24 protein-coding genes are annotated in these 22,631 nt (G+C 73.5%); 9 read left to right on the top strand and 15 right to left on the bottom strand.

The features are described from left to right. Positions 1-37: 37 nt before the first annotated feature. The 4 genes from IE313_RS09430 to IE313_RS09415 all read right to left on the bottom strand — a co-directional run bounded on the left by IE313_RS09430 (position 38) and on the right by IE313_RS09415 (position 3,519). Positions 38-685, bottom strand: coding sequence for a GNAT family N-acetyltransferase (locus IE313_RS09430; RefSeq protein WP_189930519.1), 648 nt, complete (start codon positions 683-685; stop codon positions 38-40). A 170-nt stretch (positions 686-855) separates the two neighbouring features. Beyond that, a complete protein-coding gene (locus IE313_RS09425) occupies positions 856-1,686 on the bottom strand; it encodes a MetQ/NlpA family ABC transporter substrate-binding protein (protein ID WP_189930698.1) in 831 nt (276 codons plus the stop codon). 67 nt (positions 1,687-1,753) lie between these two features. Beyond that, the gene (locus tag IE313_RS09420) at positions 1,754-2,488 is read right to left on the bottom strand and encodes a methionine ABC transporter permease (protein WP_189930518.1); all 735 of its coding nucleotides are present in this window, start codon (positions 2,486-2,488) and stop codon (positions 1,754-1,756) included. After that, the gene (locus tag IE313_RS09415; protein WP_189930517.1) at positions 2,485-3,519 is read right to left on the bottom strand and encodes a methionine ABC transporter ATP-binding protein; all 1,035 of its coding nucleotides are present in this window, start codon (positions 3,517-3,519) and stop codon (positions 2,485-2,487) included. The genes IE313_RS09420 and IE313_RS09415 overlap by 4 nt, the downstream gene beginning before the upstream one ends. A 467-nt stretch (positions 3,520-3,986) precedes the next feature. On the opposite strand from IE313_RS09415, the gene IE313_RS09410 reads away from it, so the two are divergent. Continuing rightward, complete coding sequence (locus IE313_RS09410) at positions 3,987-4,346, top strand: hypothetical protein (RefSeq protein ID WP_189930516.1); 360 nt, start codon at positions 3,987-3,989, stop codon at positions 4,344-4,346. 1 nt (position 4,347) lies between these two features. After that, positions 4,348-4,785: a hypothetical protein gene (locus IE313_RS09405; RefSeq protein WP_189930515.1), complete on the top strand. Its 438-nt coding sequence runs from the start codon at positions 4,348-4,350 to the stop codon at positions 4,783-4,785. Positions 4,786-4,810: 25 nt separating this feature from the next. Here IE313_RS09405 and IE313_RS09400 read toward each other — a convergent pair whose 3' ends face one another. The 3 genes from IE313_RS09400 to IE313_RS09390 form a co-directional block, all read right to left on the bottom strand. Then, positions 4,811-5,314, bottom strand: a complete 504-nt coding sequence (locus IE313_RS09400; RefSeq protein WP_189930697.1) for a GNAT family N-acetyltransferase — start codon at positions 5,312-5,314, stop codon at positions 4,811-4,813. A 40-nt stretch (positions 5,315-5,354) separates the two neighbouring features. Then, positions 5,355-5,903: an RNA polymerase sigma factor gene (locus tag IE313_RS09395; RefSeq protein ID WP_189930514.1), complete on the bottom strand. Its 549-nt coding sequence runs from the start codon at positions 5,901-5,903 to the stop codon at positions 5,355-5,357. A 74-nt stretch (positions 5,904-5,977) separates the two neighbouring features. Beyond that, positions 5,978-7,159, bottom strand: coding sequence for a glycerophosphodiester phosphodiesterase (locus tag IE313_RS09390; protein WP_189930513.1), 1,182 nt, complete (start codon positions 7,157-7,159; stop codon positions 5,978-5,980). A gap of 197 nt (positions 7,160-7,356) precedes the next feature. Here IE313_RS09390 and IE313_RS09385 point away from each other — a divergent pair, with 197 nt between their 5' ends. Next, the gene (locus IE313_RS09385; protein ID WP_189930512.1) at positions 7,357-8,133 is read left to right on the top strand and encodes a lysophospholipid acyltransferase family protein; all 777 of its coding nucleotides are present in this window, start codon (positions 7,357-7,359) and stop codon (positions 8,131-8,133) included. A gap of 154 nt (positions 8,134-8,287) precedes the next feature. On the opposite strand, the gene argH is transcribed toward IE313_RS09385, so the two are convergent. From argH to IE313_RS09370, 3 genes are all read right to left on the bottom strand, one after another. Continuing rightward, on the bottom strand, positions 8,288-9,718 hold the full coding sequence (gene argH, locus IE313_RS09380) for an argininosuccinate lyase (RefSeq protein ID WP_189930511.1): 1,431 nt from the start codon (positions 9,716-9,718) through the stop codon (positions 8,288-8,290). Between the two features lie 306 nt (positions 9,719-10,024). Then, positions 10,025-11,218: an argininosuccinate synthase gene (locus IE313_RS09375; RefSeq protein ID WP_189930510.1), complete on the bottom strand. Its 1,194-nt coding sequence runs from the start codon at positions 11,216-11,218 to the stop codon at positions 10,025-10,027. A gap of 259 nt (positions 11,219-11,477) precedes the next feature. Continuing rightward, positions 11,478-11,822, bottom strand: a complete 345-nt coding sequence (locus IE313_RS09370; RefSeq protein ID WP_229924514.1) for a DUF488 domain-containing protein — start codon at positions 11,820-11,822, stop codon at positions 11,478-11,480. A 200-nt stretch (positions 11,823-12,022) separates the two neighbouring features. On the opposite strand from IE313_RS09370, the gene IE313_RS09365 reads away from it, so the two are divergent. Beyond that, entirely contained in the window at positions 12,023-12,610 is a 588-nt protein-coding gene (locus IE313_RS09365) for a pyridoxamine 5'-phosphate oxidase family protein (protein ID WP_189930508.1), read from the top strand. Between the two features lie 313 nt (positions 12,611-12,923). Continuing rightward, positions 12,924-14,003, top strand: a complete 1,080-nt coding sequence (locus IE313_RS09360; RefSeq protein WP_189930507.1) for a bile acid:sodium symporter family protein — start codon at positions 12,924-12,926, stop codon at positions 14,001-14,003. Positions 14,004-14,144: 141 nt separating this feature from the next. Here IE313_RS09360 and IE313_RS09355 read toward each other — a convergent pair whose 3' ends face one another. The 5 genes from IE313_RS09355 to argC all read right to left on the bottom strand — a co-directional run bounded on the left by IE313_RS09355 (position 14,145) and on the right by argC (position 19,196). Then, on the bottom strand, positions 14,145-14,687 hold the full coding sequence (locus IE313_RS09355) for an arginine repressor (RefSeq protein WP_189930506.1): 543 nt from the start codon (positions 14,685-14,687) through the stop codon (positions 14,145-14,147). 19 nt (positions 14,688-14,706) lie between these two features. Further along, positions 14,707-15,984 (bottom strand): acetylornithine transaminase, encoded by a 1,278-nt coding sequence (locus IE313_RS09350; RefSeq protein WP_189930505.1) that lies wholly within the window; start codon positions 15,982-15,984, stop codon positions 14,707-14,709. 59 nt (positions 15,985-16,043) lie between these two features. Continuing rightward, positions 16,044-16,952 (bottom strand): acetylglutamate kinase, encoded by a 909-nt coding sequence (argB, locus tag IE313_RS09345; RefSeq protein WP_189930504.1) that lies wholly within the window; start codon positions 16,950-16,952, stop codon positions 16,044-16,046. A 61-nt stretch (positions 16,953-17,013) separates the two neighbouring features. Beyond that, on the bottom strand, positions 17,014-18,171 hold the full coding sequence (gene argJ, locus IE313_RS09340; RefSeq protein WP_189930503.1) for a bifunctional glutamate N-acetyltransferase/amino-acid acetyltransferase ArgJ: 1,158 nt from the start codon (positions 18,169-18,171) through the stop codon (positions 17,014-17,016). After that, positions 18,168-19,196, bottom strand: a complete 1,029-nt coding sequence (argC, locus tag IE313_RS09335; RefSeq protein ID WP_189930502.1) for an N-acetyl-gamma-glutamyl-phosphate reductase — start codon at positions 19,194-19,196, stop codon at positions 18,168-18,170. The genes argJ and argC overlap by 4 nt, the downstream gene beginning before the upstream one ends. Before the next feature lie 153 nt (positions 19,197-19,349). Here argC and IE313_RS09330 point away from each other — a divergent pair, with 153 nt between their 5' ends. The 4 genes from IE313_RS09330 (at position 19,350) to IE313_RS09315 (ending at position 22,588) form a co-directional block, all read left to right on the top strand. Further along, positions 19,350-20,312: an SDR family NAD(P)-dependent oxidoreductase gene (locus IE313_RS09330; protein ID WP_189930501.1), complete on the top strand. Its 963-nt coding sequence runs from the start codon at positions 19,350-19,352 to the stop codon at positions 20,310-20,312. A gap of 269 nt (positions 20,313-20,581) precedes the next feature. Next, the gene (locus IE313_RS09325) at positions 20,582-21,448 is read left to right on the top strand and encodes a cytidylate kinase family protein (protein WP_189930500.1); all 867 of its coding nucleotides are present in this window, start codon (positions 20,582-20,584) and stop codon (positions 21,446-21,448) included. Positions 21,449-21,497: 49 nt separating this feature from the next. After that, complete coding sequence (locus IE313_RS09320) at positions 21,498-22,022, top strand: DUF6314 family protein (RefSeq protein WP_373316953.1); 525 nt, start codon at positions 21,498-21,500, stop codon at positions 22,020-22,022. 233 nt (positions 22,023-22,255) lie between these two features. Beyond that, positions 22,256-22,588 (top strand): hypothetical protein, encoded by a 333-nt coding sequence (locus IE313_RS09315; protein ID WP_189930498.1) that lies wholly within the window; start codon positions 22,256-22,258, stop codon positions 22,586-22,588. Positions 22,589-22,631 lie beyond the last annotated feature (43 nt).

Here is a 22,631-nt window from a genome sequence, read left to right as displayed (position 1 = left end):
CCGTGCCGCTCAGGCCGGGGCGGTCAGGCCGGGGCGGTCAGTTCCAGTCGGAGTACGTCGAGAAGCCGCCGTGGTCGGCGAGGTGTTCCGGGACGCCTTCCAGGTCCTCCGGGAGCAGGCTCCACACGATGAGGTCGGTGCGCACGTCCGTCCAGGTGCCGTCCTCGGTTCTGCTGCGGGCTATCCAGGCGCCTCTGAGGACGCCCTCGCTGATGCAGCCGATCTTCTGGGCGACCTGCTGGGCGGCGGTGTTGTCGGCGGCGGTGCGCAACTCCAGGCGCTCGAAGCGCTGGTCGTGGAAGAGCCACTGCGCCATCGCGAGCAGGGCCTCGGACGCGTAGCCCTCGCCGCGCGCCCAGGGCGCGATGACATACGACAGCTCGCCCGAACGCACCCGCCAGTCGGTGTGGTGGAGGTGGACGAGGCCGACCAGGCGCTGGGTGAGGAACTCCGTGACGGCGAGCACCACACCCCGGCCCGCGGTGCGCTGTGCGGGTGCCTCGCGGGTGATCAGGGCGCGGGCGTGCGTCTCGGTGTAGGGCGCGGGGACGGTGTTCCAGGTGGTGACCAGCTCGTCGTTCATCATCTCGGTGAAGGCCTGGAGGTCGGCTTCCTCGAACCCGCGCAGCACCAGCCGCTCCGTGCTGATGGAGATGTCGGGGAACCCCGAAAAGGCTGTTGTCATGCGCCGCTCCGTAACCCTCATCAGGAAACTTCAAGACCTGCCGAATGCCCCAGCATGCAGCATCGCGGCCGTCCGCCGCACCACGGGGGTGGGCTCTGTCCGCGGCTTCCCGGGGCGCCCGGGCCCCGTACGCCGTGCCGCTCGGGGCGTGCGGGGTCGGGCGGCGCACCCTAGGACGCGGGGACGACGGCGCCGTCGTAGGTCTCCTCGATGAACTTCCTGACCTGCGGCGACGTCAGGAGCTTGGCGAGCTTTCGCACCCGGGGGTCGTTCTCGCCGCCCTTCTTCACCGCGAGGAAGTTGGCGTAGGGGTTGTTCGTGGCGCTCTCCGCGGCGAGTGCGTCCTCGGCCGGGTTGAGGTGGGCCTCCAGGGCGTAGTTGCCGTTGATCACCGCGGCGTCGACGTCACCGAGCGAGCGGGGCACCTGGGCGGCTTCGAGCTCCTTGAACCGGATGTGCCGGGGGTTGTCCGCGATGTCCTTGGGGGTGGCCTCCTGCCCGGCGCCGGGCCTGAGCCTGATCAGGCCGTTGCCGTCCAGCAGTTCGAGCGCACGGGCCTCGTTGGTGGTGTCGTTGGGCAGGGAGACGGTGGCGCCGTCCTTCAGCGCGATGAGCGTGTGCACGGCCCTTGAGTAGACGCCGAGCGGTTCCAGGTGCACGGTGCCGCCGGGGACGGGCACGATGTCGGTGCCGTTCTTCTTGTTGAAGTCGTCGAGGTAGGGCTTGTGCTGGAAGTAGTTGGCGTCCACGGAGCCGTCCTGGGTGGCCGTGTTGGGCGTGACGTAGTCCGTGAACTCCTTGACCTCCAGTTCGAGGCCGGCCTTCTTCGCCAGGTGGTCCTTGACGTAGTTCAGTATCTCGGCGTGCGGGGTCGGGGAGGCGGCGACGACGAGCGGGGCGTCCGCCCCGTCCGCGCCGGACGTCGAGCCGCAGGCGGTGAGCGCGAGGGCGAGGGCCCCGGCGGCCAGGGCGACGGTGGTGGTCCTGGTGGTGTGGCGCACGGGAAGTGCCTTTCTCACGGTGCCGCGCCTCCGCGGGGGTGCGCGGGGACGCAGCGGGCGGATGGCGTCAGCGGGCGTCGGTGGGCCCCGCGCCGGGGGCCGCGGTGCGCAGCGGGCGCGGCCGGGGCGCGGGCCCCGGGTGCCCGCCGCGGCGGTGCAGCCGGCGGGCGGCTAGGTCCCCGGCGAACTGGATGAGGGAGATCACCACGGCCAGGATCGACACGGTGATCCACATCAGTCCGGTCTCGAAGCGCTGGTAGCCGTAGCGGACCGCGATGTCGCCGAGGCCGCCCGCGCCGACGGTGCCGGCCATCGCCGAGTAGCCGATGAGCGCGACGACGGTGGTGGTGGCCCCGGAGATCAGCGAGGGCAGCGACTCGGGCACCAGGACGCTGCGGACCACTTTCCAGGTGCTGCCGCCCATCGCCTGGACGGCCTCCACCAGTCCGCCGTCGACCTCGCGCACGGAGGTCTCGACGAGCCGCGCGTAGAACGGGATGGCGCCCGTCGCGAGCGGCACGATCGCGGCCTCGCGGCCGATGGTCGTGCCGGTGATCCAGCGGGTGAAGCCCATCAGCGCGACCATCAGGATGATGAACGGCAGCGAGCGCGCGATGTTCACGATCTGCCCGATGACCTTGTTCACCGCGGCGTTGTGCACCAGCCCGCCGCGGTCGGTGAGGACGAGCAGGATGCCGAGCGGGAGTCCGCCGAGCACGGCGATCAGGGTGGACCAGCCCACCATGTAGAGCGTGTCCCAACACGCCTGGGACAGCAGCGGCTGCATCTCGGACCAGGTCACTCGGCACCCTCCTCGGCGAGCCGGGCCGGCCGGCCCTGCACCTGCACGCCGAGGCCCTGCTCGCGCAGGAAGCCGATCGGCACGACGTTCTCCTCGTAGTGACCGGGCAGCTCCAAGCGCATCCGCCCGACCTGCCGTCCGCCGACGGTGTCCATCGCGGCGCCGAGGATCGAGATGTCGATGTTGTAGGTCCGCGACAGCCGGGAGATCACGGGCCGGGCGGCGGCCTCGCCGTGGAACGTGACGTCCACCACGGTGCCCTCGCCGCCGAGCGGGTCGCCGCTCACCGGGAAGAGCGCGCGGGCGAGCCGGGAGTCCGGGGTGCCGAGGAGCTGGGGGACCGTGCCCGACTCCACGATCCGGCCGTTCTCCATCAGCGCGGCGGAGTCGCAGACGGCCTTGACGACGTCCATCTCATGGGTGATGAGGAGCACGGTCAGGCCGAGTTCGCGGTTGAGCTCGCGCAGCAGCCGCAGGATGGAGCGGGTGGTCTTGGGGTCGAGTGCGCTGGTCGCCTCGTCGGACAGGAGCACCTTGGGGTCCCCGGCGAGGGCGCGTGCGATGCCGACGCGCTGCTTCTGGCCGCCGGAGAGCTGTGCGGGGTAGGCGGTGGCCCGCTCGCCGAGGCCGACCAGCTCCAGCAGCTCGCGGGCCTTGCGGGCGCGCTTTCCGCGGGAGTGGCCGAGGATCTCCAGGGGCAGCTCGACGTTGTCCTGGACGGTGCGGGACGACAGCAGGTGGAAGTGCTGGAAGACCATGCCGGTGCGGCTGCGGGCCGCGCGCAGCTCCCGGCTCGCCCGCCTGCCGCGTCCGGCGAGCGCGGTCAGGTCCTGGCCGGCCACGGTGACGGTGCCGGCGGTGGGGCGTTCGAGCAGGTTGACGCAGCGGATGAGCGAGGACTTGCCGGCGCCGCTGCGGCCGATGACGCCGTACACCTCGCCTTCGCGCACATGCAGGTCCACGCCGTCGAGAGCGGTGATCTCTCGGCCGCGTGCACGGTAGACCTTGGTGAGACCTGTGGTGGTGATCACGTGGAGTCCGTCATCGTCGGGTGCCGTGGCGCTCGGTCGGCGCCGGGCACGGGCATGCAGGGCGGATACGAGCAGGGCGCGCAGGCTGCGCCGGCATCGGGCCGACCGCCACGGTCGCGCAACGGGCACACCGGAAGGCGAACACCGCGGGGGCCGAAGGAGCCGGGGGCCGGGTGCGCGGGGGCCGTCCCGCTTCGGGCGCGAGCCCTAGAGCGGTGCGGGGGCCCTCAGCGGGCGCACGTGCAACACCGACAACGGGCACCGGGCGTCGTGATCACCTCGGTCGCGGGGTGGCGCCTGCTCGTCGCGGTCATGGCCACAGTAAAGCAGACGCTCAGGTGGCGCGGCCGGGCGACGGGGCACCCCGCGGGGGCGCGGGTGGCGGACGCCGCGGGGGCGGCGCGGGCCGGGTCGTGCGGCCGGGGGCGGGCACGGGAGCCGCCGGGGCCCCGTACTAAGGTCGCGGCATGCTTGATGCCCTGACGATCGCGCTCGCCGCGGCCGCGATCGTGCTCGCCCTCTGGTGCGGCATCGCCGCCTACCGGGACCAGTCCACCAAGGACCGGCACTTCCTCGGCATGGCCGTGGTCACGCTGCTCGCGACGGTGCAGCTCGTCGTCGGCATCGTGCAGCTCGCGCGGGGGGCGAAGCCGGAACAGGGCACGGTGATCTTCGTGGCGTACCTGCTGGGCGCGTTCGCGTGCACGCCCGCCGCCGGCTTCCTGTCGCTGGCGGAGCGCACCCGCTGGGGCTCCGCGACCGTGGCGGCCGGCGGCGTGGTGCTCGCCGTGCTGGAGCTGCGGCTCTACGACATCTGGGGAGGCTGAGGTGGCGGTGACCGATCGCAAGCGCACGGGCAGCGGGCGGACCAGACTGATCAGTGGCCCGGGGCTGCTGCTGGTGTGGCTGTACGGGGTGATGGTGGTGGGCGCGCTCTCCCGCTCCGCGGTGCAGATCAGCACCGACTTCGGCCACGCTCCGCTGGCCTACTCGCTGTCGGCGGTCGCGGGGGTGGTGTACGGGTTCATCACGTACACGCTCGTACGCGGCGGTGAGAGGGCGCGCAGGGCGGCGCTGGTGTGCTGCGCCGCCGAGCTCGCGGGCGTGCTGGTCGTGGGTACCTGGACGGTGGTGGAGCCGTCCGCCTTCCCGGACGCCACGGTCTGGTCGGACTACGGCATCGGCTATCTGTTCATCCCCGTGCTCCTGCCGGTCACCGCCATGCTCTGGCTGCGCAGGGCAGCCCGCCCGGTCGGCGCCGCGTAGCAGGGGCCGCGTGGCGTGGGCCGCGTCAGGCGCTGGCCACGTACGCGGGGGTCTGCGGGTCCTTCGTCAGGGTGATCAGGGTGAGCGCGTCGTCGACCCGCTCGGTGCCGGCGGGTGCGTAGCCGTGCCGGCGGTACAGCCTCAGGTTGTGCTCGCTGCGGTGGCCGGTGAGGAGCTGGAAGCGGCGTACCTCGCCGTCGGCGCGCAGCCGCTCCTCGATGGCGGACAGCAGCCGGCCGCCGAGGCCGTGCCGCTGCATCCTCGGGTGCACGATCAGCTTGCCGATGTGGGCCACGCCCTCCTCGTCGATGCTGCCGCGCACCGAGGCCACCACCTCGGGGCCGAGCCGCGCCGCGAGCACCCGCCCGTGGGCGAGCTCCTCCTTGAGCGCGGCGAGCGACTGGGTGAGCGGCTCGATGGTGTAGTCGCCGTACAGCTCGGCCTCTCCCTGGTAGCAGAGGTACTGCAGTTTGAGGATCTGTTCGGCGTCGCGCTCGTCCGCCGCAGAGATGGTCACGCTCATGCCCATGTGTGCATGCCTCTCGCTCACCTGTTCCGCCGGTTGTCCATCAGTGCTTTCCCCGTGGGACCGGAACTGCAACCTCCGCCGTGAGCATTCTGCGCAGGCATCCCAGGCACCGGGAACGCTCCGGCCCCAGACTGCCCTGTGAGATACCCAACTCCCCTGCGATTTCGCGGTAGGTGAGGTCCCCGGGTGACAGGAGTGCCGTCACGAGGGCGGCGCAACGGGCGGGCAGCCGGCCCACCGCGGCGCGCACGGCGCGGCGCCGCAGGGCGGTGAGTACCTGGGGCTCGGTGCCGCGCCAGGAGGCGTCGGCGGGCTCGGCCGGGTAGGGGCCGATGTGCCGGGCGAGGCGGCGGCAGCGGCGTGCCTCGGACCGCACCGCGCGGCGCAGCCAGTGCGCGGGGTCGTGCGGTGGGCCAGCCGAGTGCAGCCGCTCGAGCAGCCGCAGCCACACGGCCTGTTCCAGATCGCCGGGCTCGGCGCCGGCCGCCGGTGCCTCTGCCGCCGCCTCGGCGGCGAGCAGCGGCCGCAGGCCATCGATCAGTGCGGTGGCGGTGTCCGGTCCTGCCGGGTGGGAGGGCGTGGTGTCCATGCCGGACGTGACGCGACCGCCCCGGGCCCGGGTTGCCGGGGCGGCCGTCTCTCACTCGTTGTGGTCTGCGCAGGTCAGCCGTTGACGAAGTCCTCGCGGGCGAGGAGCGCGGTGTCCGCGTTGTCGGAGAAGATGCCGTCGATGCCGGTCTCGAAGTAGGTACGGAAGGCGCCGAACGCGTCGCCGTAGGCGTTGGGGTCCGTGCCCTTGCGGAAGTCGGCCGGCAGGAAGGTGTTCTCGTTGCGCATCGTGTACGGGTGCAGTATCAGGCCCGCGTCGTGCGCGTCGGACACCAGGGTGGTCGGCTCGGTGAGCCTGCCGTCCGCGTCCTTCGGGATGATCAGGTCGAGCGTGGGTCCGATGCCCTGCGTGAAGGACGCGAGCCACGCCAGGCCCTCCGGCTCGACCAGGTCGTCGACGGTGCGCGGGTCGCCCGCGGCCACGAAGTCCCAGGGGCGGGTGCCCGCGGCGTCCAGCAGCACGATGCTCGGCGAGTCGACGAGCTTGGACAGCCGCTGGACGCTGGTCGGCTCGAAGGACTGCAGGATGACGGGTGAGTCGGCGCGGTCCCGGTGGTACGTGCGCAGCAGCCGCGCCAGCATCCCCTCGATGTCGAAGCCGAGCTTGCGGAAGTAGGTGGGGTGCTTGGTCTCCACGTACAGCCACACCGGCCGGCCGCGCCGTGCGCCCTGCCGGTCGGCCCACTGCAGGACCTCCTCGTAGGTGGGCACCTGCCAGCGGCCGTCGTACAGGGTGTTGTCCGGGCGGTTGGCGGGGATCCGCTCGACGGCCCGCAGGGTCTTGAGCTCGGCGAGCGTGAAGTCCTCGGTGAACCAGCCGGTGAGGGAGGTGCCGTCCACCGTCTTGGTGGTCTTGCGGCCGGCGAACTCCGGATGCCGGGCGACGTCCGTGGTGGCGGTGATGTCGTTCTCGTGACGGCATACCAGATGGCCGTCCTTGGTGGGCACGACGTCCTGCTCGACGATGTGCGCCCCGAGGTCCAGCGCGTGCTGGTACGAACCGAGGGTGTGCTCGGGGCGGTAGCCCGCGGTGCCGCGGTGGCCGATGACGGTGGGCACCGGCAGGTCGAGGCGCGTCCCGTGGCCCCCGCCGTGTCCGCCGGAGCGCTCGGCGGCCCGTGCCGTTCCCGGCAGGCCGGCGACGGCCCCGCCCGCGCCGAGCACCGCCGCGCCCAGGACCGCGCGCCGTCCCGGTCCCGTCCCCGGCCGCTGCTCGTTCGACCCCTGCTTCGCCATGGGCGTTCCTCCTGGTCTGCCGTGCTGAGGCTGCGCTGTCCCTGCCGGACCGGATGATCGTAGGCGCGGACGTGGGACGGAGGGGAGACCCGGGACGCAATGTGCGGCTGATGTCAGGTGGCGCCTGGTGCCGCCGTGTTCGTGGTGTGCCGGAGAGCCGGGCGGTCTGTGACGGACACGTATCCGCCCCGTGGCCGATGTGCAATCCGCCCGGAGTGGCGAGTATCGTCCTCACCTGCACTGACTTCCGCACGACGCACCAGGCTCAGCAGCCGATTCCCTTGACCACGGAGGGTCCGTTGTCCCGTTTCGCGTTCATCAAGGCAGTCCTCGGACCGATCATGCGCCTGATGTTCCGGCCACGGGTGGAGGGCGCCGAGCACATTCCCACCTCGGGCCCGGTGATCATGGCGGGGAACCATCTCACCTTCATCGACTCGATCGTCCTGCCGGTCGTCTGCGACCGGCAGGTGTTCTTCATCGGCAAGGACGAGTACGTCACGGGCAAGGGCCTGAAGGGCCGTCTGATGGCGTGGTTCTTCACCGGCGTCGGCATGGTCCCGGTGGACCGGGACGGGGCGAACGGCGGCGTCGCCGCGCTGATGACGGGCCGGCGGATGCTGGAGGAGGGCCGGATGTTCGGCATCTACCCGGAGGGCACCCGCTCTCCCGACGGGCGGCTCTACCGCGGCCGCACCGGCATCGCCCGGCTGACCCTGATGACCGGTGCGCCGGTGGTGCCGTTCGCGATGATCGGCACGGACAAGCTCCAGCCGGGCGGCACCGGTATGCCCCGCCCGGGCCGGGTGACGGTCCGCTTCGGCGCCCCGATGGAGTTCTCCCGCTACGAGGGCATGGACCGCGACCGCTATGTGCTGCGCGCGGTGACCGACTCGGTGATGACGGAGGTCATGCGGCTGTCGGGGCAGGAGTACGTGGACATGTACGCCACCAAGGCCAAGGCGGCCGCCTGACGGGACCGCTGCTGCGCGGCCCCCGTGCGGGGCGGTCGGCCGGAGCCGCGGACGGTGCCGCCACCGAGGACGGGCGAGGTGCGCGCCACCGGGCCGGGGCGGAGGAGCGGCCCTGCCCGTCGCCATGGCGGACGGGCGAGGGCCCCGCGCGCTCCTACCCGTTGCGGGCGGTGGCCCACTCCCGCTGAACGGCCAGGTCGGCCTTGACCTCGGTGAGCTGGACGGCCACGGCGGAGGGCGCCGTCCCACCGCGCGCGTTGCGTGAGGCGAGGGCGCCGGGGACGTCGAGGACGGCCCTGACCGCGGGCGTCAGATGGGGCGAGATCTTCGCGAACTGCTCGTCCGTGAGCTGGTCGAGCTCGATGCCGAGCCGCTCGCACTCCCGGACGCACTCGCCCGCGACCTCGTGTGCGACACGGAACGGCACACCCTGCCTGACCAGCCACTCGGCGATGTCGGTGGCGAGCGAGAACCCGGCGGGAGCCAGTTCCTCCATGCGTGCGCGGTTGACCGTGAGCGTGGCCATCATGCCGGTGAACGCGGGCAGCAGCACCTCCAACTGGTCGCAGGAGTCGAAGACGGGCTCCTTGTCCTCCTGGAGGTCGCGGTTGTAGGCGAGCGGCAGCGCCTTGAGGGTGGCGAGCAGTCCGGTGAGGTTGCCGATCAGCCGGCCCGACTTGCCGCGCGCCAGCTCCGCGATGTCCGGGTTCTTCTTCTGCGGCATGATCGACGAGCCCGTCGAGAAGGAGTCGTGGAGGGTGACGAAGGAGAACTCCTTCGTGTTCCAGATGATGACCTCCTCCGCGATCCGGGACAGGTCCACCCCGATCATCGCGGTGATGAAGGCGAACTCGGCGACGAAGTCCCGCGAGGCGGTGCCGTCGATGGAGTTGGCCGCGCTGCCGCCCTCGAAGCCCAGGTCCTCGGCGACCGCCTCCGGGTCGAGGCCGAGGGAGGAGCCGGCCAGCGCGCCCGAGCCGTACGGCGACACGGCCGCCCGCTCGTCCCACTGCCGAAGCCGCTGCGCGTCCCGCCCCAGTGCCTGGGCGTGGGCCAGCACATGGTGGGCGAAGAGCACCGGCTGGGCGTGCTGGAGGTGGGTGCGGCCGGGCATCGCCACGTCCGGGTGGGCCTCGGCGAGGGCGACCAGTGCCTCCTGGAGGTCGGTGACCAGACCGCCGATGGTGCGGGCGTGGTCGCGCAGGTACATCCTGAAGAGCGTCGCCACCTGGTCGTTGCGCGACCGTCCGGCGCGCAGCTTGCCGCCGAGGTCCGCGCCGAGGCGCTCCAGCAGGCCGCGCTCCAGGGCGGTGTGCACGTCCTCGTCGGCGATGGTACCGGTGAACGAGCCGTCGGCGACGTCGGCGGCGAGCCGGTCCAGGCCCGCGATCATGCGCTCCAGCTCGTCCGCGGTGAGCAGCCCCGCCCGGTGCAGCACGCGCGCGTGGGCCCGCGATCCCGCGATGTCGTACGGAGCGAGCCGCCAGTCGAAGTGGACTGACGCCGAGAGCCGGGCCAGGGCCTCGGCGGGGCCGTCGGCGAACCGGCCGCCCCAGAGCCGGACGTCTCCGTTGTTGCTGCTCACTGCGGTTGCTCCTTGGATCACTGCGGTTCGGGTGCCACGACATACGGGCGAGGTGCCGATGTGCGACCGCCTCCCCGTCCGCGGACGGGGAGGCGGTGGACAGACTAGGGCGTCCGGGCGGTCCTGCGGGCCCGGGCGGGTGGCGGCTGGGGGCTTTCGTCCGGATCGGGCCGGCTCAGGAGGCGGGGTCCCGTGCGTGCGGTTGCAGGGCGGAGGAGGGAGCCGACGCGGAGCGTCGGGGACCGATGACGCCGCCGCAGACGCACGGGCCGGACCCCGCGAGCCCAGCCTGAGCCAGACGAGGCCCTAGGCCAGGTCGCGCCGGGCGGCGATCTTCTGGGAGAGGCCGAAGATCTCGATGAAGCCCTGCGCCTTGGACTGGTCGAAGGTGTCGCCCGAGTCGTAGGTGGCCAGGTTGAAGTCGTACAGGGAGGTACCGGACCTGCGGCCGGTGACGACGGCGCGGCCGCCGTGCAGGGTCATCCGGATGTCGCCGGTGACGTGCTGGTTCGCCTCGTTGATGAAGCCCTCCAGCGCGTGCTTGAGCGGCGAGAACCACAGGCCGTCGTAGACCAGCTCGCCCCAGCGCTGCTCGACCTGCCGCTTGTAGCGGGCCAGCTCGCGCTCGACGGTCACGTTCTCCAGCTCCTGGTGGGCGGTGATCAGCGCGATGGCGCCGGGGGCCTCGTAGACCTCGCGGGACTTGATGCCGACGAGGCGGTCCTCGACCATGTCGATCCGGCCGATGCCCTGGGCGCCCGCGCGCTCGTTGAGCTGCTGGACGGCCTGGAGCGGGGTGACGGGCGTGCCGTCCACGGCGACCGGCACGCCGGCCTCGAAGGAGATCACGACCTCGTCGGGCTCGCGCGGGACGGAGGGGTCCTTCGTGTACTCGTAGATGTCCTCGATCGGGGCGTTCCAGATGTCCTCCAGGAAGCCGGTCTCGATGGCGCGTCCGAAGGCGTTCTGGTCGATGGAGTACGGGGACTTCTTGGTGGTCGCGATCGGGAGGTTCTTCTCCTCGCAGAAGGCGATCGCCTTGTCGCGGGTCATCGCGTAGTCGCGGACGGGAGCGATGCACTTGAGGTCGGGGGCGAGGGCGACGATGCCGGCCTCGAAGCGGACCTGGTCGTTGCCCTTGCCGGTGCAGCCGTGCGCGACGGTGCTCGCGCCGTGCTTCTCCGCGGCGGCGACGAGGTGCTTGACGATGGCGGGCCGGGACAGCGCCGAGACCAGCGGGTAGCGGTCCATGTACAGGGCGTTGGCCTTGATGGCCGGCAGGCAGTACTCCGCGGCGAACTCGTCCTTGGCGTCCGCGACCTCGGCCTCGACCGCTCCGCAGGCGAGCGCCCGCTTGCGGATGACGTCCAGGTCCTCGCCGCCCTGGCCGACGTCGACGGCGACGGCGATGACCTCTGCGCCCGTCTCCTCGGCGATCCAGCCGATGGCGACGGAGGTGTCAAGGCCGCCCGAATAGGCGAGTACGACGCGCTCGGTCACGGGATTCTCCTCACAGTGCATTCGCGGATATGCATGAGTATGCATTGCGCCGTATGTTTCGTCAATTCGGCGCACGGTGCACGGGAGGAGCGCACGGCGTGCGGGCCGCGCGGCGGGCTCCTACCGCCCTGACGGGCGCGCCCGTCAGGGCCAGGCCGGCCCGGCGGGACGCGGCCCGGAGGGCGCGACACGGGGGCGCGGCCCTGGGGGCGAGGGGCCGCCGGGCCGGGGGCGGACGGGGCGGACGGTTCGGACGGGCTCACTCGCCGCCGGTCAGTGCCTCCATGAGGACCCGGGCATGGCTGTGGGCGAGGTCCTTCGTGGCCGTGAGGAGCGTCAGCGGTCCCTCGGCGGCGAGGCCGAGCAGCCGGTCGAGTGCGTCCCCGCGCTCCGGGTCCGCCAGCTCCGCACGGTAGCGCTCAGCGAACTCGCCGTATCTGTCGGGGTCGTGTCCGTACCACTTGCGCAGGTCCGTGGACGGGGCCACGTCCTTCAGCCAGGCGTCCAGCGGAACGTCGTCCTTGGCCAGGCCGCGCGGCCAGATGCGGTCGACGAGGACCCGCGCGCCGTCCGAGGACCCGGGGGGCTCGTAGACGCGGCGCATGTGGACCTGCGGGCCGCCGCGCCCCCGCGGGCCGCCGCCCGTCCGGCCTCCCCCGGCCCCGCCGTGCTCCGACTGCCGTCCTTGCCCCTGCCGTCCGCCGCTCACCATGGCTCCATCGTCCCGCTCCGGGCCCGTCCCGCCAGTCGAGACACCCGGCGGAACCCTCGGAGCACCGGCACGACCTGCGGAATAATCGCACCATGGGAAAGACCTATGAGCGCATCGACGGCAGGCTCCGCTCGTTCATCGAGGCACAACCCCTCTTCTTCACCGCGACCGCACCGCTCTCCGGCGACGGCACGGTGAACCTCTCTCCCAAGGGCCTCACCGGCTCGTTCGCCGTACTCGACGACCGCACGGTCGCGTACCTCGACTTCGCGGGCAGCAACGCCGAGACCATCGCGCACCTGCGCGAGAACGGCCGGATCACACTGATGTGGTGCGCCTTCCAGGGCCCGCCGAACATCGTGCGGGTGCACGGGCGCGGCGAGCCCGTCTTCCGGGACGACCCGCGCTTCAAGGAGCTGCTCGGGCACTTCCCGGGCATCGATCCCCACCTGCACGGGCTGCGCGCGGTCGTCGTCGTGACGGCCGAGCTCATCCGCGACACCTGCGGCTACGCGGTGCCGTACATGGCGTACGAGAGCGACCGGGACCTGCACGGCAAGCGCTTCGCGCGCGAGGACGACGCCTCGCTCGGTGCCTACTTCGAGAAGAAGGAACACGTGGCCACCAGCCTGGACGGCCTCCCCGGGCTGCCGCTGCCCCTGCCGCCCGGCGGCTTCTGAGCGCCGGGCGGCACCGCGCGCGGCCGGCTCGGGCGCGGCGGACGACGCCGGGCCGCGGCCGCCGGGCGCGGTGCGACGGCCGCCGGGACCGAGGGCGCGGGTCCCGCCCGGGCAGTCCTGCCGGGAGCCCACCGGGCTCGGTGGGCTTCCGCCCGGCTCCCGCCCGGGCCCGGCCGCCTCCCACATGACGAGACGCGGTTGCGTGCGACCGCCGCGGGCGCGTTGCATCGCGGCCGTGCAGACGGACCCTGAAGAGACCGAAGACCCGCAAGAGACCGAAGACGGGGATCGCGCGGCGGACGGGCACGGCACCGTGCCGACCACCGCAGAACGGCCCGGCGCGACCGGTCCGGCCGAAGCGGGCCGTGCGGCCGACGCGGGCGCGGCGGGCGCGGCGGACCGTGCGGGCGCCGGTACCGGCCCCGCGGCCGCGGACCCCGGCGCCGCCCCGCACGGCGGCGCCGGCCGTGCCGCGCGCCGTGCCGTCACCGTGTTCCCGGTCCTGGTGCTCGCGGCCGGCGCGCTCGGCATGGCGACGCCGGGCACGTTCACGCCGTGGGGCGAGGACGTGCCCTATCTGCTGGGCGTCGTGATGTTCTGCATGGGACTGACGATGACGCCGCGGGACTTCAGGGGCGTGGCACGGCGGCCGTGGGCGGTCGGGCTCGGCCTGGTCGCGCACTACGTGATCATGCCGGGGCTCGGCTGGCTGATCGCGCATGCGCTGGGTCTTTCGCCGCAGCTCGCGGCGGGGGTGATCCTGGTCGGCTGTGCGCCGAGCGGCACCGCGTCCAATGTGGTGACCTACCTGGCCCGCGGCGATGTGGCGCTGTCGGTGTCGGTCGCCACGGTCTCCACCGTGCTCGCGCCCCTCGTCACCCCGCCGCTGACCTTGCTGCTCGCGGGTGAGTTCCTGCCGGTGGACGCCTCCGCGATGGTCACCGACATCCTCAAGACGGTCCTGCTGCCGGTCCTGGGCGGCCTGGCCGTCAGGCTGGTCCTCGGCAGGTATCTGGGCCGGCTGCTCGGTGCGCTGCCGTGGGTGTCGGCGGTGGCCGTGTCGGTGATCGTGGCCGTGGTGGTGGCGGGCAGCTCGGCGGCGATCAGGTCGGCGGCGGCGCTGGTCCTGCTCGCGGTGGTGCTCCACAACGGCCTGGGCCTCGCCCTCGGTTACGGTGCGGGCCGGCTGGCCCGGCTCGGCACCCCCGCGTCACGGGCGATGGCCTTCGAGGTCGGGATGCAGAACTCCGGCCTCGCCGCCTCCCTCGCCACGGCCCACTTCAGCCCGCTCGCCGCGCTTCCCTCGGCCGTCTTCTCGGTCTGGCACAACGTCTCGGGCGCCCTGGTCGCGGCCTGGATGTCCCACCGCAGCCGGCGCGCACCGGACGCCTGAGCGGCCGCCGGGTCCGGACCGCCGCCGCACACGCCGCCCGCCGCCGCACACGCGCCGACGGACCCGCGGCCTTCGGGGGCCCTCGTGCCGCGCCGAGGCGCTGCCCCGGGCCCCCGGTGGGCGCCCCCCCCCGGTGAGCGCTCAGTTCTCCCGCTGCGCCAGCCTCAGCAGGTGGTCGGCCAGTGCCTGACCGCCCGTCGGCTTGCGGCTGATCAGGAGCAGCGTGTCGTCGCCCGCGATGGTGCCGAGCACCTCGTGCAGCTCGGCCTGGTCGATGGCCGAGGCGAGGAACTGCGCGGCACCGGGCGGGGTGCGCAGGACCACGAGGTTGGCGGATGCCTCCGCCGAGATCAGCAGTTCGGCGGAGAGCCGCCGCATCCGCTCCTCCTTCGCCGCCTCGCCCAGCGGCGCGCGGGGCGTGCGGAACCCTCCCTCGCTCGGCACCGCGTAGATGAGGTCGCCCTCGGCGTTGCGGATCTTCACGGCGTTGAGCTCGTCCAGGTCGCGCGAGAGCGTCGCCTGCGTGACGGAGAGCCCGTCGTCCGCGAGGAGCTTCGCCAACTGGCTCTGCGAGCGCACCGGGTCGCGGTTGAGGATGTCGACGATGCGGCGGTGGCGGGCGGTGCGGGTCTGCGGGACGGCAGGCCCCGCCTGCCCGTGTTCGTGGTCCTGCGGCTGGCTCATCGGTGTCTCAGTCTCCGGATCATTCTCGGGCCGGCCCTTCCCCGTGCTGGTGCACGCTGTCCAGGACGCCGGGCAGCGCCCGGAGGAAGGCGTCCACCTCCTCGTCGCGCAGGGTCAGCGGCGGCATCAGCCGTACGACGTCGGGAGCGGGCGCGTTGACCAGGAGGCCGGCGTCCTGAGCCGCCTGTTGCACCTGGGGTGCGACAGGCTCGGTGAGCACGATACCCAGCAGCAGCCCGGCGCCCCTGACGTGGCTGACGAGCGGGTGCCGACCGGTGCCGTCAGCGCCGGACGCGTTCTCGACGCCGTCCCGCAGCCGCTCCCCGGCCCGCTTGGCGTTCTCCAGCAGCCCGTCGGCCGCGATGGTGTCGAGCACGGCCAGTCCGGCCGCGCACGCGACGGGGTTCCCGCCGAAGGTGGTGCCGTGCTGGCCGGGCTTCAGGAGGTCGGCGGCGGCACCGAAGGCGACGGTCGCGCCGATGGGCAGGCCGCCGCCCAGGCCCTTGGCGAGGGTGACGACGTCGGGGTCGACGCCGTCGTGCGCCTGGTGCTCGAACCAGTGGCCGGTGCGGCCGATGCCGGTCTGCACCTCGTCGAGCACGAGGAGGGTGCCGGTGGCACGGGTGATCTCGCGGGCCGCACGCAGATAGCCGGCGGGCGGCACGACGACGCCGTTCTCGCCCTGGATCGGTTCGATGACGACGAGCGCGGTGTCCTCGGTGACGGCGGCGCGCAGCGCCTCCTCGTCGCCGTACGGGACATGGGTGACGTCGCCCGGCAGCGGTAGGAACGGCTGCTGCTTGCCCGGCTGCCCGGTGAGCGCGAGGGCGCCCATGGTGCGGCCGTGGAAGCCGCCGGTGGCGGCGACCATGTGGGGGCGGCCGGTCAGTCGCCCGATCTTGAAGGCGCCCTCGACGGCCTCGGCGCCCGAGTTGCAGAAGAACACCCGTCCGTCCCGGCCGAAGAGCTGGAGCAGCCGTTCGGCGAGCGCGACCGGCGGCTCGGCCACGAAGAGGTTGGAGACATGGCCGAGGGAGGCGATCTGGCGGCTGACGGCGTCGACGACGGCCGGGTGCGCGTGGCCCAGTGCGTTCACGGCGATGCCGCCGACGTAGTCGAGGTAGCGGGTGCCCTCGGCGTCCCAGAGCCGGGCGCCCTCGCCGCGCACCAGGGGCAGGCGGGGCGTGCCGTAGTTGTCCATGAGCGCGCCCCGCCAGCGGCGGACGAGCGCCGCGTTGCCCTCGCCGGGCCCGTCGCCGGTGGTGTGCGTGGTGCCGGTCGTGGTGGTGCCGGTCATGCGGTCCCCTTCTGCGCTGCGTTCTGCGCTGCGTTCTGCGCTGCGTTCTGCGGTGCGTTCTACGGTGCGTCCGTGGTGCCGGGGTCGTCCGGCACGACCATCGTGCCGATGCCCTCGTCCGTGAAGATCTCCAGCAGGATCGAGTGCGGGACCCGGCCGTCGATGACGCGGGCGGTGGTGACACCGCCGCGCACCGCGTGCAGGCAGCCCTGCATCTTCGGGACCATGCCGCTGGCCAGGTCGGGCAGCAGCTTCTCCAGCTCGCTCGCGGTGAGCCTGCTGATCACGTCGTCGCTGTTCGGCCAGTCCTCGTAGAGGCCCTCGACGTCGGTGAGGACCATCAGCGTCTCCGCCTTCAGTGCGGCGGCGAGCGCGGCTGCGGCGGTGTCGGCGTTGACGTTGTAGACGTGGCCGTCGTCGGCGGAGCGTGCGATGGACGACACGACGGGGATCCGGCCGTCCGCCAGCAGGGCCTCGACGGCGCCGGTGTCCATCTCGGTGATCTCGCCGACCCGGCCGATGTCGACCGGTTCGCCGTCTATCCGGGGCAGGTGCTTGGTGGCGGTGATGGTGTGCGCGTCCTCGCCGGTGAGGCCGACGGCGAACGGGCCGTGCCGGTTGAGCAGGCCGACCAGCTCGCGCTGCACCTGCCCGGCGAGGACCATCCTGACCACGTCCATGGCCTCGGGCGTGGTGACCCTGAGCCCGGCCCTGAACTCGGAGACCAGGCCGTGCCGGTCGAGCTGGGCGGTGATCTGCGGCCCGCCGCCGTGCACGACGACGGGCTTGAGCCCCGCGTGCCGCAGGAAGACGACGTCCTGCGCGAAGGCTGCCTTCAGCGCGTCGTCCACCATGGCGTTGCCGCCGAACTTGATCACGATCGTCTTGCCGTGGTGCCTGGTCAGCCAGGGCAGCGCCTCGATGAGGATCCGTGCCTTGGGCAGTGCGGTGTGCTGGCGAGTGCTCATGACGGGGCGGGACCTTCGGGGCCGGAGGGGACGGACGCGGGCACGCGGATGCGGCCGCGAGCTAGGACGAGTAGGCGCTGTTCTCGTGGACGTAGTCGGCGGTGAGGTCGTTGGTCCGGATGGTGGCGGCGGCGGGGCCCGCGGCGAGGTCGGCGGTGATGACGACCTCGCGGTAGCGCATGTCGACCAGCGCCCGGTCCTCACCGACCGAGCCTTGGCGGCAGACCCAGACGCCGTTGATGGCGACGTTCAGCCGGTCGGGCTCGAAGGCGGCGGACGTGGTGCCGATGGCGGCGAGCACCCGCCCCCAGTTCGGGTCCTCGCCGTGGATCGCGCACTTCAGGAGGTTGTTCCTGGCGATGGATCGGCCCACCTGCACGGCGTCCTCCTCGCTGGCGGCGCCCACGACGTCGATCCTGATGTCCTTGCTGGCGCCCTCCGCGTCGCGGATGAGCTGGCGGCCCAGCTCGTCGCAGACCGTGCGGACCGCCTCGGCGAACTCGCCGGCGTCCGGGGTGCGGCCGGAGGCTCCCGAGGCGAGCAGCAGCACGGTGTCGTTGGTCGACATGCAGCCGTCGGAGTCGATGCGGTCGAGGGTGGTGCGGGTGGCGGCGCGCAGCGCCTGGTCCAGGGCCGCCGGCTCCAGGTCGGCGTCGGTGGTGAGGACCACGAGCATCGTGGCGAGGCCCGGGGCGAGCATGCCGGCGCCCTTGGCCATGCCGCCGACCGTCCAGCCCCCGCTGCCCTGCACGACGGCCGTCTTGGGCACGGTGTCGGTGGTCATGATGGCGAGTGCGGCCCGGTCTCCGCCGTGTGCGGACAGTTCCGCGGCGGCCTGCGCCACACCGGGCAGCAGCTTGTCCATGGGCAGCCTGACGCCGATCAGACCCGTCGACGCGACGGCGATCTCGGCCGCGCTGTGCCCGCCGAGCACCTCGGCGGCACGCTCGGCGGTGGCGTGCGTGTCCTTGAAGCCCTGGGGTCCCGTGCAGGCGTTGGCACCGCCCGAGTTGAGCACCACGGCGGACACCTGCCCGCCGGTGAGCACCTGCTGCGACCAGAGCACGGGTGCCGCCTTGACCCGGTTGGACGTGAAGACCCCCGCGGCGGCGAGCCGGGGGCCGGTGTTGACGACCAGGGCGAGGTCGAGCCCGCCGCTCTCCTTGATGCCGGCGGCGATCCCCGCGGCCTCGAAGCCGCGGGCGGCCGTGACGCTCACGGGGCCACACCCGCCGTGGTCAGTCCGGTCTCCTCGGGGAGGCCGAGCGCGATGTTCATGCTCTGGATGGCGCCGCCCGCGGTGCCCTTGGCGAGGTTGTCGATGGCGCTGATCGCCACGATGCGGCCCGCGCTCTCGTCCAGCGCGACCTGGATCTGCGCCGCGTTCGAGCCGTACACGGAGCCGGTGGCGGGCCACTGGCCCGCCGGGAGCAGGCGTGCGAACGGCTCGTCGGCCAGCGCCTTCTCGTAGGCGGCCCGGACCGCCTCGGCGCTGACGCCGTCCCTGGCGCGCGCCGAGCAGGTGGCGAGGATGCCGCGGGGCATCGGGGCGAGCACCGGGGTGAAGGAGACCGTGACGGGCTCGCCGGCCACCGCGCCCAGGCTCTGGCTCATCTCGGGCGTGTGCCGGTGCACGCCGCCGACGCCGTACGGCGACAGGGAGCCCATCACCTCGCTGCCCAGCAGGTGCGGCTTGGGGGACTTGCCGGCGCCCGAGGTGCCGCTGGCGGCGACGATCACGGCCTCCGGCTCCACGAGGCCGGCGGCGTACGCCGGGAACAGGGCGAGGGAGACGGCCGTGGGGTAGCAGCCGGGCACCGCGATGCGCTTGGACCCCTCCAGCGCGGCGCGGCCGCCCGGCAGCTCCGGCAGGCCGTACGGCCAGGTCCCGGCGTGTTCCGAGCCGTAGAACCGCCGCCAGTCCGCCGGGTCCGCGAGCCGGAAGTCGGCGCCCATGTCCACCACGAGCACATCGGGGCCGAGCCGCTCGGCCACCGCGGCGGACTCGCCGTGCGGCAGCGCGAGGAAGACGACGTCGTGCCCGGCGAGTGCGTCGGCCGTGGTCGGCGCCAGCACCCGGTCCGCGAGCGGCAGCAGATGCGGCTGGACCGCGCCGAGGCGCTGCCCGGCGTTCGCGTGGCCGGTCAGCGTCCCGATCTCGATGCCGGGATGCCCGAGCAGCAGCCGCAGCAACTCACCGCCCGCATACCCGCTCGCTCCTGCCACTGCTGCCCGTACGGCCATGGATTCCTCCTCCTGGACAGCATGACTATACGCTCGACAGCACATCTATGCAATGGGTCCCCGGGCGTCCGGGGCCGGTCGGCCACCGGCCGCCGCGGTGCCTGTGGCCCCGGTTTGACTTCGAGCGCCCTCGAATACGTAGCGTGCCGGTCCATGGACACTCCTCAGCACAGGATCGGATCGGGATTCGGAGCCGGCAGCACCGCGGAGGAGGTGCTGCGCGGGATCGACCTCTCGGGGAAGCTCGCGGTCGTCACCGGCGGGTACTCGGGGCTCGGTCTCGAGACGACACGGGCACTGGCCGGTGCGGGTGCGCGCGTGGTGGTGCCCGCCCGCCGTCCCGGCAGCGCCCGGGACGCGCTCGCCGGCGTCGACGGGGTGGAGGTCGACGAGCTCGACCTCGCCGACCTCGCCGGTGTCCGGGCGTTCGCCAAGCGCTTCGCCGCCTCCGGCCGGAGCATCGACATCCTGATCAACAACGCGGCCGTCATGGCCTGCCCGGAGACCCGGGTGGGGCCCGGCTGGGAGGCGCAGTTCGCCACCAACCACCTCGGCCACTACGCACTCGTCAACCACCTCTGGCCGGTCCTCGCGCGGGGCGCCCGCGTCGTGTCGGTGTCGTCCGCCGGCCACCGGCGCTCGGCCATCCGCTGGGACGACGTGCACTTCAGGTCCGGGTACGACAAGTGGCAGGCCTACGGCCAGGCGAAGACGGCGAACGCGCTGTTCGCCGTGCACCTCGACGCACTCGCCGAGAACGCGGGCGTGCGGGCGTTCGCCGTGCACCCCGGCGGCATCCTCACCCCCTTGCAGCGCCATCTCCCGAAGGAGGAGATGGTCGGCCTCGGCTGGATCGACGAGGACGGCAACCTCGTCGACGAGTCGCTCAAGACGCCCCGGCAGGGCGCCGCGACCCAGGTCTGGGCTGCCACCTCACCGCGCCTGGCGGGCCGTGGCGGCGTGTACTGCGAGGACTGCGACATCGCGGAGCCGGCCGGCCCGGGCGAGTTCCGCGGCGGCGTGCGCGACTACGCCGTCGACCCCGAGCAGGCGGCCCGGCTGTGGGAGCTGTCGGCCGACCTCACGGGAGTGAACGCGTTCGCGGCCACCTCCTGACGCATCCCACGGACGGCACACCACCGGCCCGCGAACCGCCGCCGGGCCCCGCAGCACTCCGGGCGGCGGGCTGCGGTCGGCGGCGCCATGCCCCCGGTGCCCCGACCGCACGCCCCGGGATCCCGGCCGCGGGCCCCGTGGCTCCGCCCGCACGCCGCGTCCTACGGTGTGTACATGGACTCCTCGGACACCACGCCCCCGCAGCGGGCAGACACCGCCGGGCGGGCGGGGGCGGGCGGCGGGCAGCCACGGACGTACGGCGGGCACCGGTGACCGGGCGGGCCACCGCGCGGCCCTCCTGCGCCCTCGACACCGCGCTGTGGCTCGGCGGAGGTCCCGGCGCGGGCAAGACCACCGTCGCCCGGCTGCTGACGCGCCGGCACGGACTGCGCTGGTACAACGCCGACGCACGGACGTGGGCACACCGCGACCGCGCGGTGGCCGCCGGGCACCCGGCCGCTCTCCGCTTCGAACGGCTCGCCCCGGAGGCCCGCTGGGCGCTGCCCGAGGACGACCTCCTGGAGATGGCCCTCCACCACGACCGTGGGCCGATGATCGCCGACGATCTGCGGGCGCTGCCCCCTGATCCGCTCACCCTCGCCGAGGGGACCGCCGTCACCCCCGCGCTCGCGGGCACCGGCCACCGCTCCGTCTGGCTGCTGCCGGCACCGGAGGTGCAGCGGGCGCGCCTCGCGGAGCGGGACCTCGCCCCAGGGCCCGCGGCGCTGTACCGGCGGCTTGCCGAGGAGATCAGGGCGGAGGTGACGGCGTCGGGAGGGCGGATCGTGGAGGTCGACGGCCGCATGGGCGCCCTGGAGACCGCCGCCCGCGTCGAGGCGCTTTTCGGAGCGGCGCTCACCACGGGCCCGCGGGCCACCACGGCGGCCGGGCGCCGGACGCTCCTGCGCCAGGCCAACCGCGCCGTGGTCGACCAGTACACCGCCTACTTCGCCAGGAGCTGGAGCCGGGGCTCGGTCCGGGACGCCGTCCAGCCGTTCCTGTGCGAGTGCGGGCGGCAGGGCTGCGGTGCGGATGTGCCGCTGGCCGTGGCCGACTTCCCGCCGCCGCCCGACGATCCGGCGGGCGCCGCACCCGTGCTGGCGGACGGCCACCAGGTGGTGCACGGCGATGGCTGAGCCCGCGGGGCGGGGGCCCGGGGCGCGGCCCGCGCCCGGTGCCGTTGCAGTGCCCGATACGCTCGCGTACCTGACCGGCGCCTGGCACGTCGAGCGGACGGTACGGGACGCGGCGAGCGGCGCGGAGGGCCGGTTCACGGGGACCACGGTGTTCACACCGCTGCTCGCGGAGGGCACCGGGGGGCCGGGCGCACCCGGGTCAGGAGCGCCCGGCGGGCATGACGGGCACGGCGGCCCCGGGGAGCGCGGCGGCGGGCTGCTGAGCCGGGAGTCGGGCACCTTCGTCTGGCAGGGCACGGCGCGCCCCGCCACCCGGGTGCTGCGCTTCCTGCCGGGCGAGCGGCCCGGCACCGCACGCGTCGAGTTCTCCGACGGCCGCCCCTTCCACGACCTCGACCTCGGTGCGGGCCACCACGTCGCCCACCACCCCTGCGCGGCGGACGTCTACCGGGGCGAGTTCACGGTCACGGGTCCCGACCGGTGGCGCAGCGTGTGGTGGGTGGCGGGTCCGGCCAAGGACCAGCTCCTCGTCACCGACTACACCCGGCTGTCCGAGCCCCCCGGCACCCCCTGACGTCCGCCGCGCACAGCAGGACGCCCTCGCACGGCGCCGGTTCCCCCGCCGCGTCGCGATCCGTGCGGGTACGGCGCGGCCCGAGGCGCTGCTCCTTTCGGATGCCCCTCAGGGCGTCGGCGCCGGGACGGCGGCCCGCCGGCACGAAGATCTCGTGCGAAGACGTCGCACCGGCACGCCCCCCTCCCACGCCGCCCGCCGCGGCCGGGCGACCCGACGGAAGGACACCCCCCATGCGTCTGCGCAGCACCCTGACCGCCGCCGTGGGCTCGCTCGCACTCGTCCTCGCCCTGCCCGCCGCCGCGCACGCGGCGTCCGGGAGCTTCTCGTACGTGTACGGGAGCGGGGCGGGCGAGTACCTCAGCGCTCTGGTCGACCCGCCGAGCCGGCAGTGCCTCGCCATCCCGGTGCCGGGCCCGTCCGCCGCCCGCTCCCCGCGCAACACCACCGACGCCACCGCCACCGTCTACACCGGGGCGGGCTGCACCGGCGCGTCCTACGTCCTGCGGGCCTACGACGGCCAGGGTTCGCCGCTGGTGGGGGTGCGCTCGGTGATGTTCTCCTGACCCCCTCCGGGCACCCGGCGGGCCCCGCGCCGGGTGCCCGGCG

Source organism: Streptomyces sulfonofaciens, assembly GCF_014656295.1.
GTDB lineage: Bacteria > Actinomycetota > Actinomycetes > Streptomycetales > Streptomycetaceae > Streptomyces > Streptomyces sulfonofaciens.
This window is presented reverse-complemented; position numbering and strand designations above follow the sequence as displayed.

Coding starts and splice junctions, on each gene's coding strand:
- IE313_RS09350 (WP_189930505.1), bottom strand. CDS start 15,984: ATGACCGGCACCACCACGACCGGCACCACGCACACCACCGGCGACGGG.
- IE313_RS09400 (WP_189930697.1), bottom strand. CDS start 5,314: ATGGGCATGAGCGTGACCATCTCTGCGGCGGACGAGCGCGACGCCGAA.
- IE313_RS09365 (WP_189930508.1), top strand. CDS start 12,023: ATGGGAAAGACCTATGAGCGCATCGACGGCAGGCTCCGCTCGTTCATC.
- IE313_RS09385 (WP_189930512.1), top strand. CDS start 7,357: ATGTGCAATCCGCCCGGAGTGGCGAGTATCGTCCTCACCTGCACTGAC.
- IE313_RS09410 (WP_189930516.1), top strand. CDS start 3,987: ATGCTTGATGCCCTGACGATCGCGCTCGCCGCGGCCGCGATCGTGCTC.
- IE313_RS09390 (WP_189930513.1), bottom strand. CDS start 7,159: ATGGCGAAGCAGGGGTCGAACGAGCAGCGGCCGGGGACGGGACCGGGA.
- argB (WP_189930504.1), bottom strand. CDS start 16,952: ATGAGCACTCGCCAGCACACCGCACTGCCCAAGGCACGGATCCTCATC.
- IE313_RS09430 (WP_189930519.1), bottom strand. CDS start 685: ATGACAACAGCCTTTTCGGGGTTCCCCGACATCTCCATCAGCACGGAG.
- IE313_RS09370 (WP_229924514.1), bottom strand. CDS start 11,822: ATGCGCCGCGTCTACGAGCCCCCCGGGTCCTCGGACGGCGCGCGGGTC.
- IE313_RS09355 (WP_189930506.1), bottom strand. CDS start 14,687: ATGAGCCAGCCGCAGGACCACGAACACGGGCAGGCGGGGCCTGCCGTC.
- IE313_RS09330 (WP_189930501.1), top strand. CDS start 19,350: ATGGACACTCCTCAGCACAGGATCGGATCGGGATTCGGAGCCGGCAGC.
- IE313_RS09395 (WP_189930514.1), bottom strand. CDS start 5,903: ATGGACACCACGCCCTCCCACCCGGCAGGACCGGACACCGCCACCGCA.
- IE313_RS09315 (WP_189930498.1), top strand. CDS start 22,256: ATGCGTCTGCGCAGCACCCTGACCGCCGCCGTGGGCTCGCTCGCACTC.
- argC (WP_189930502.1), bottom strand. CDS start 19,196: ATGGCCGTACGGGCAGCAGTGGCAGGAGCGAGCGGGTATGCGGGCGGT.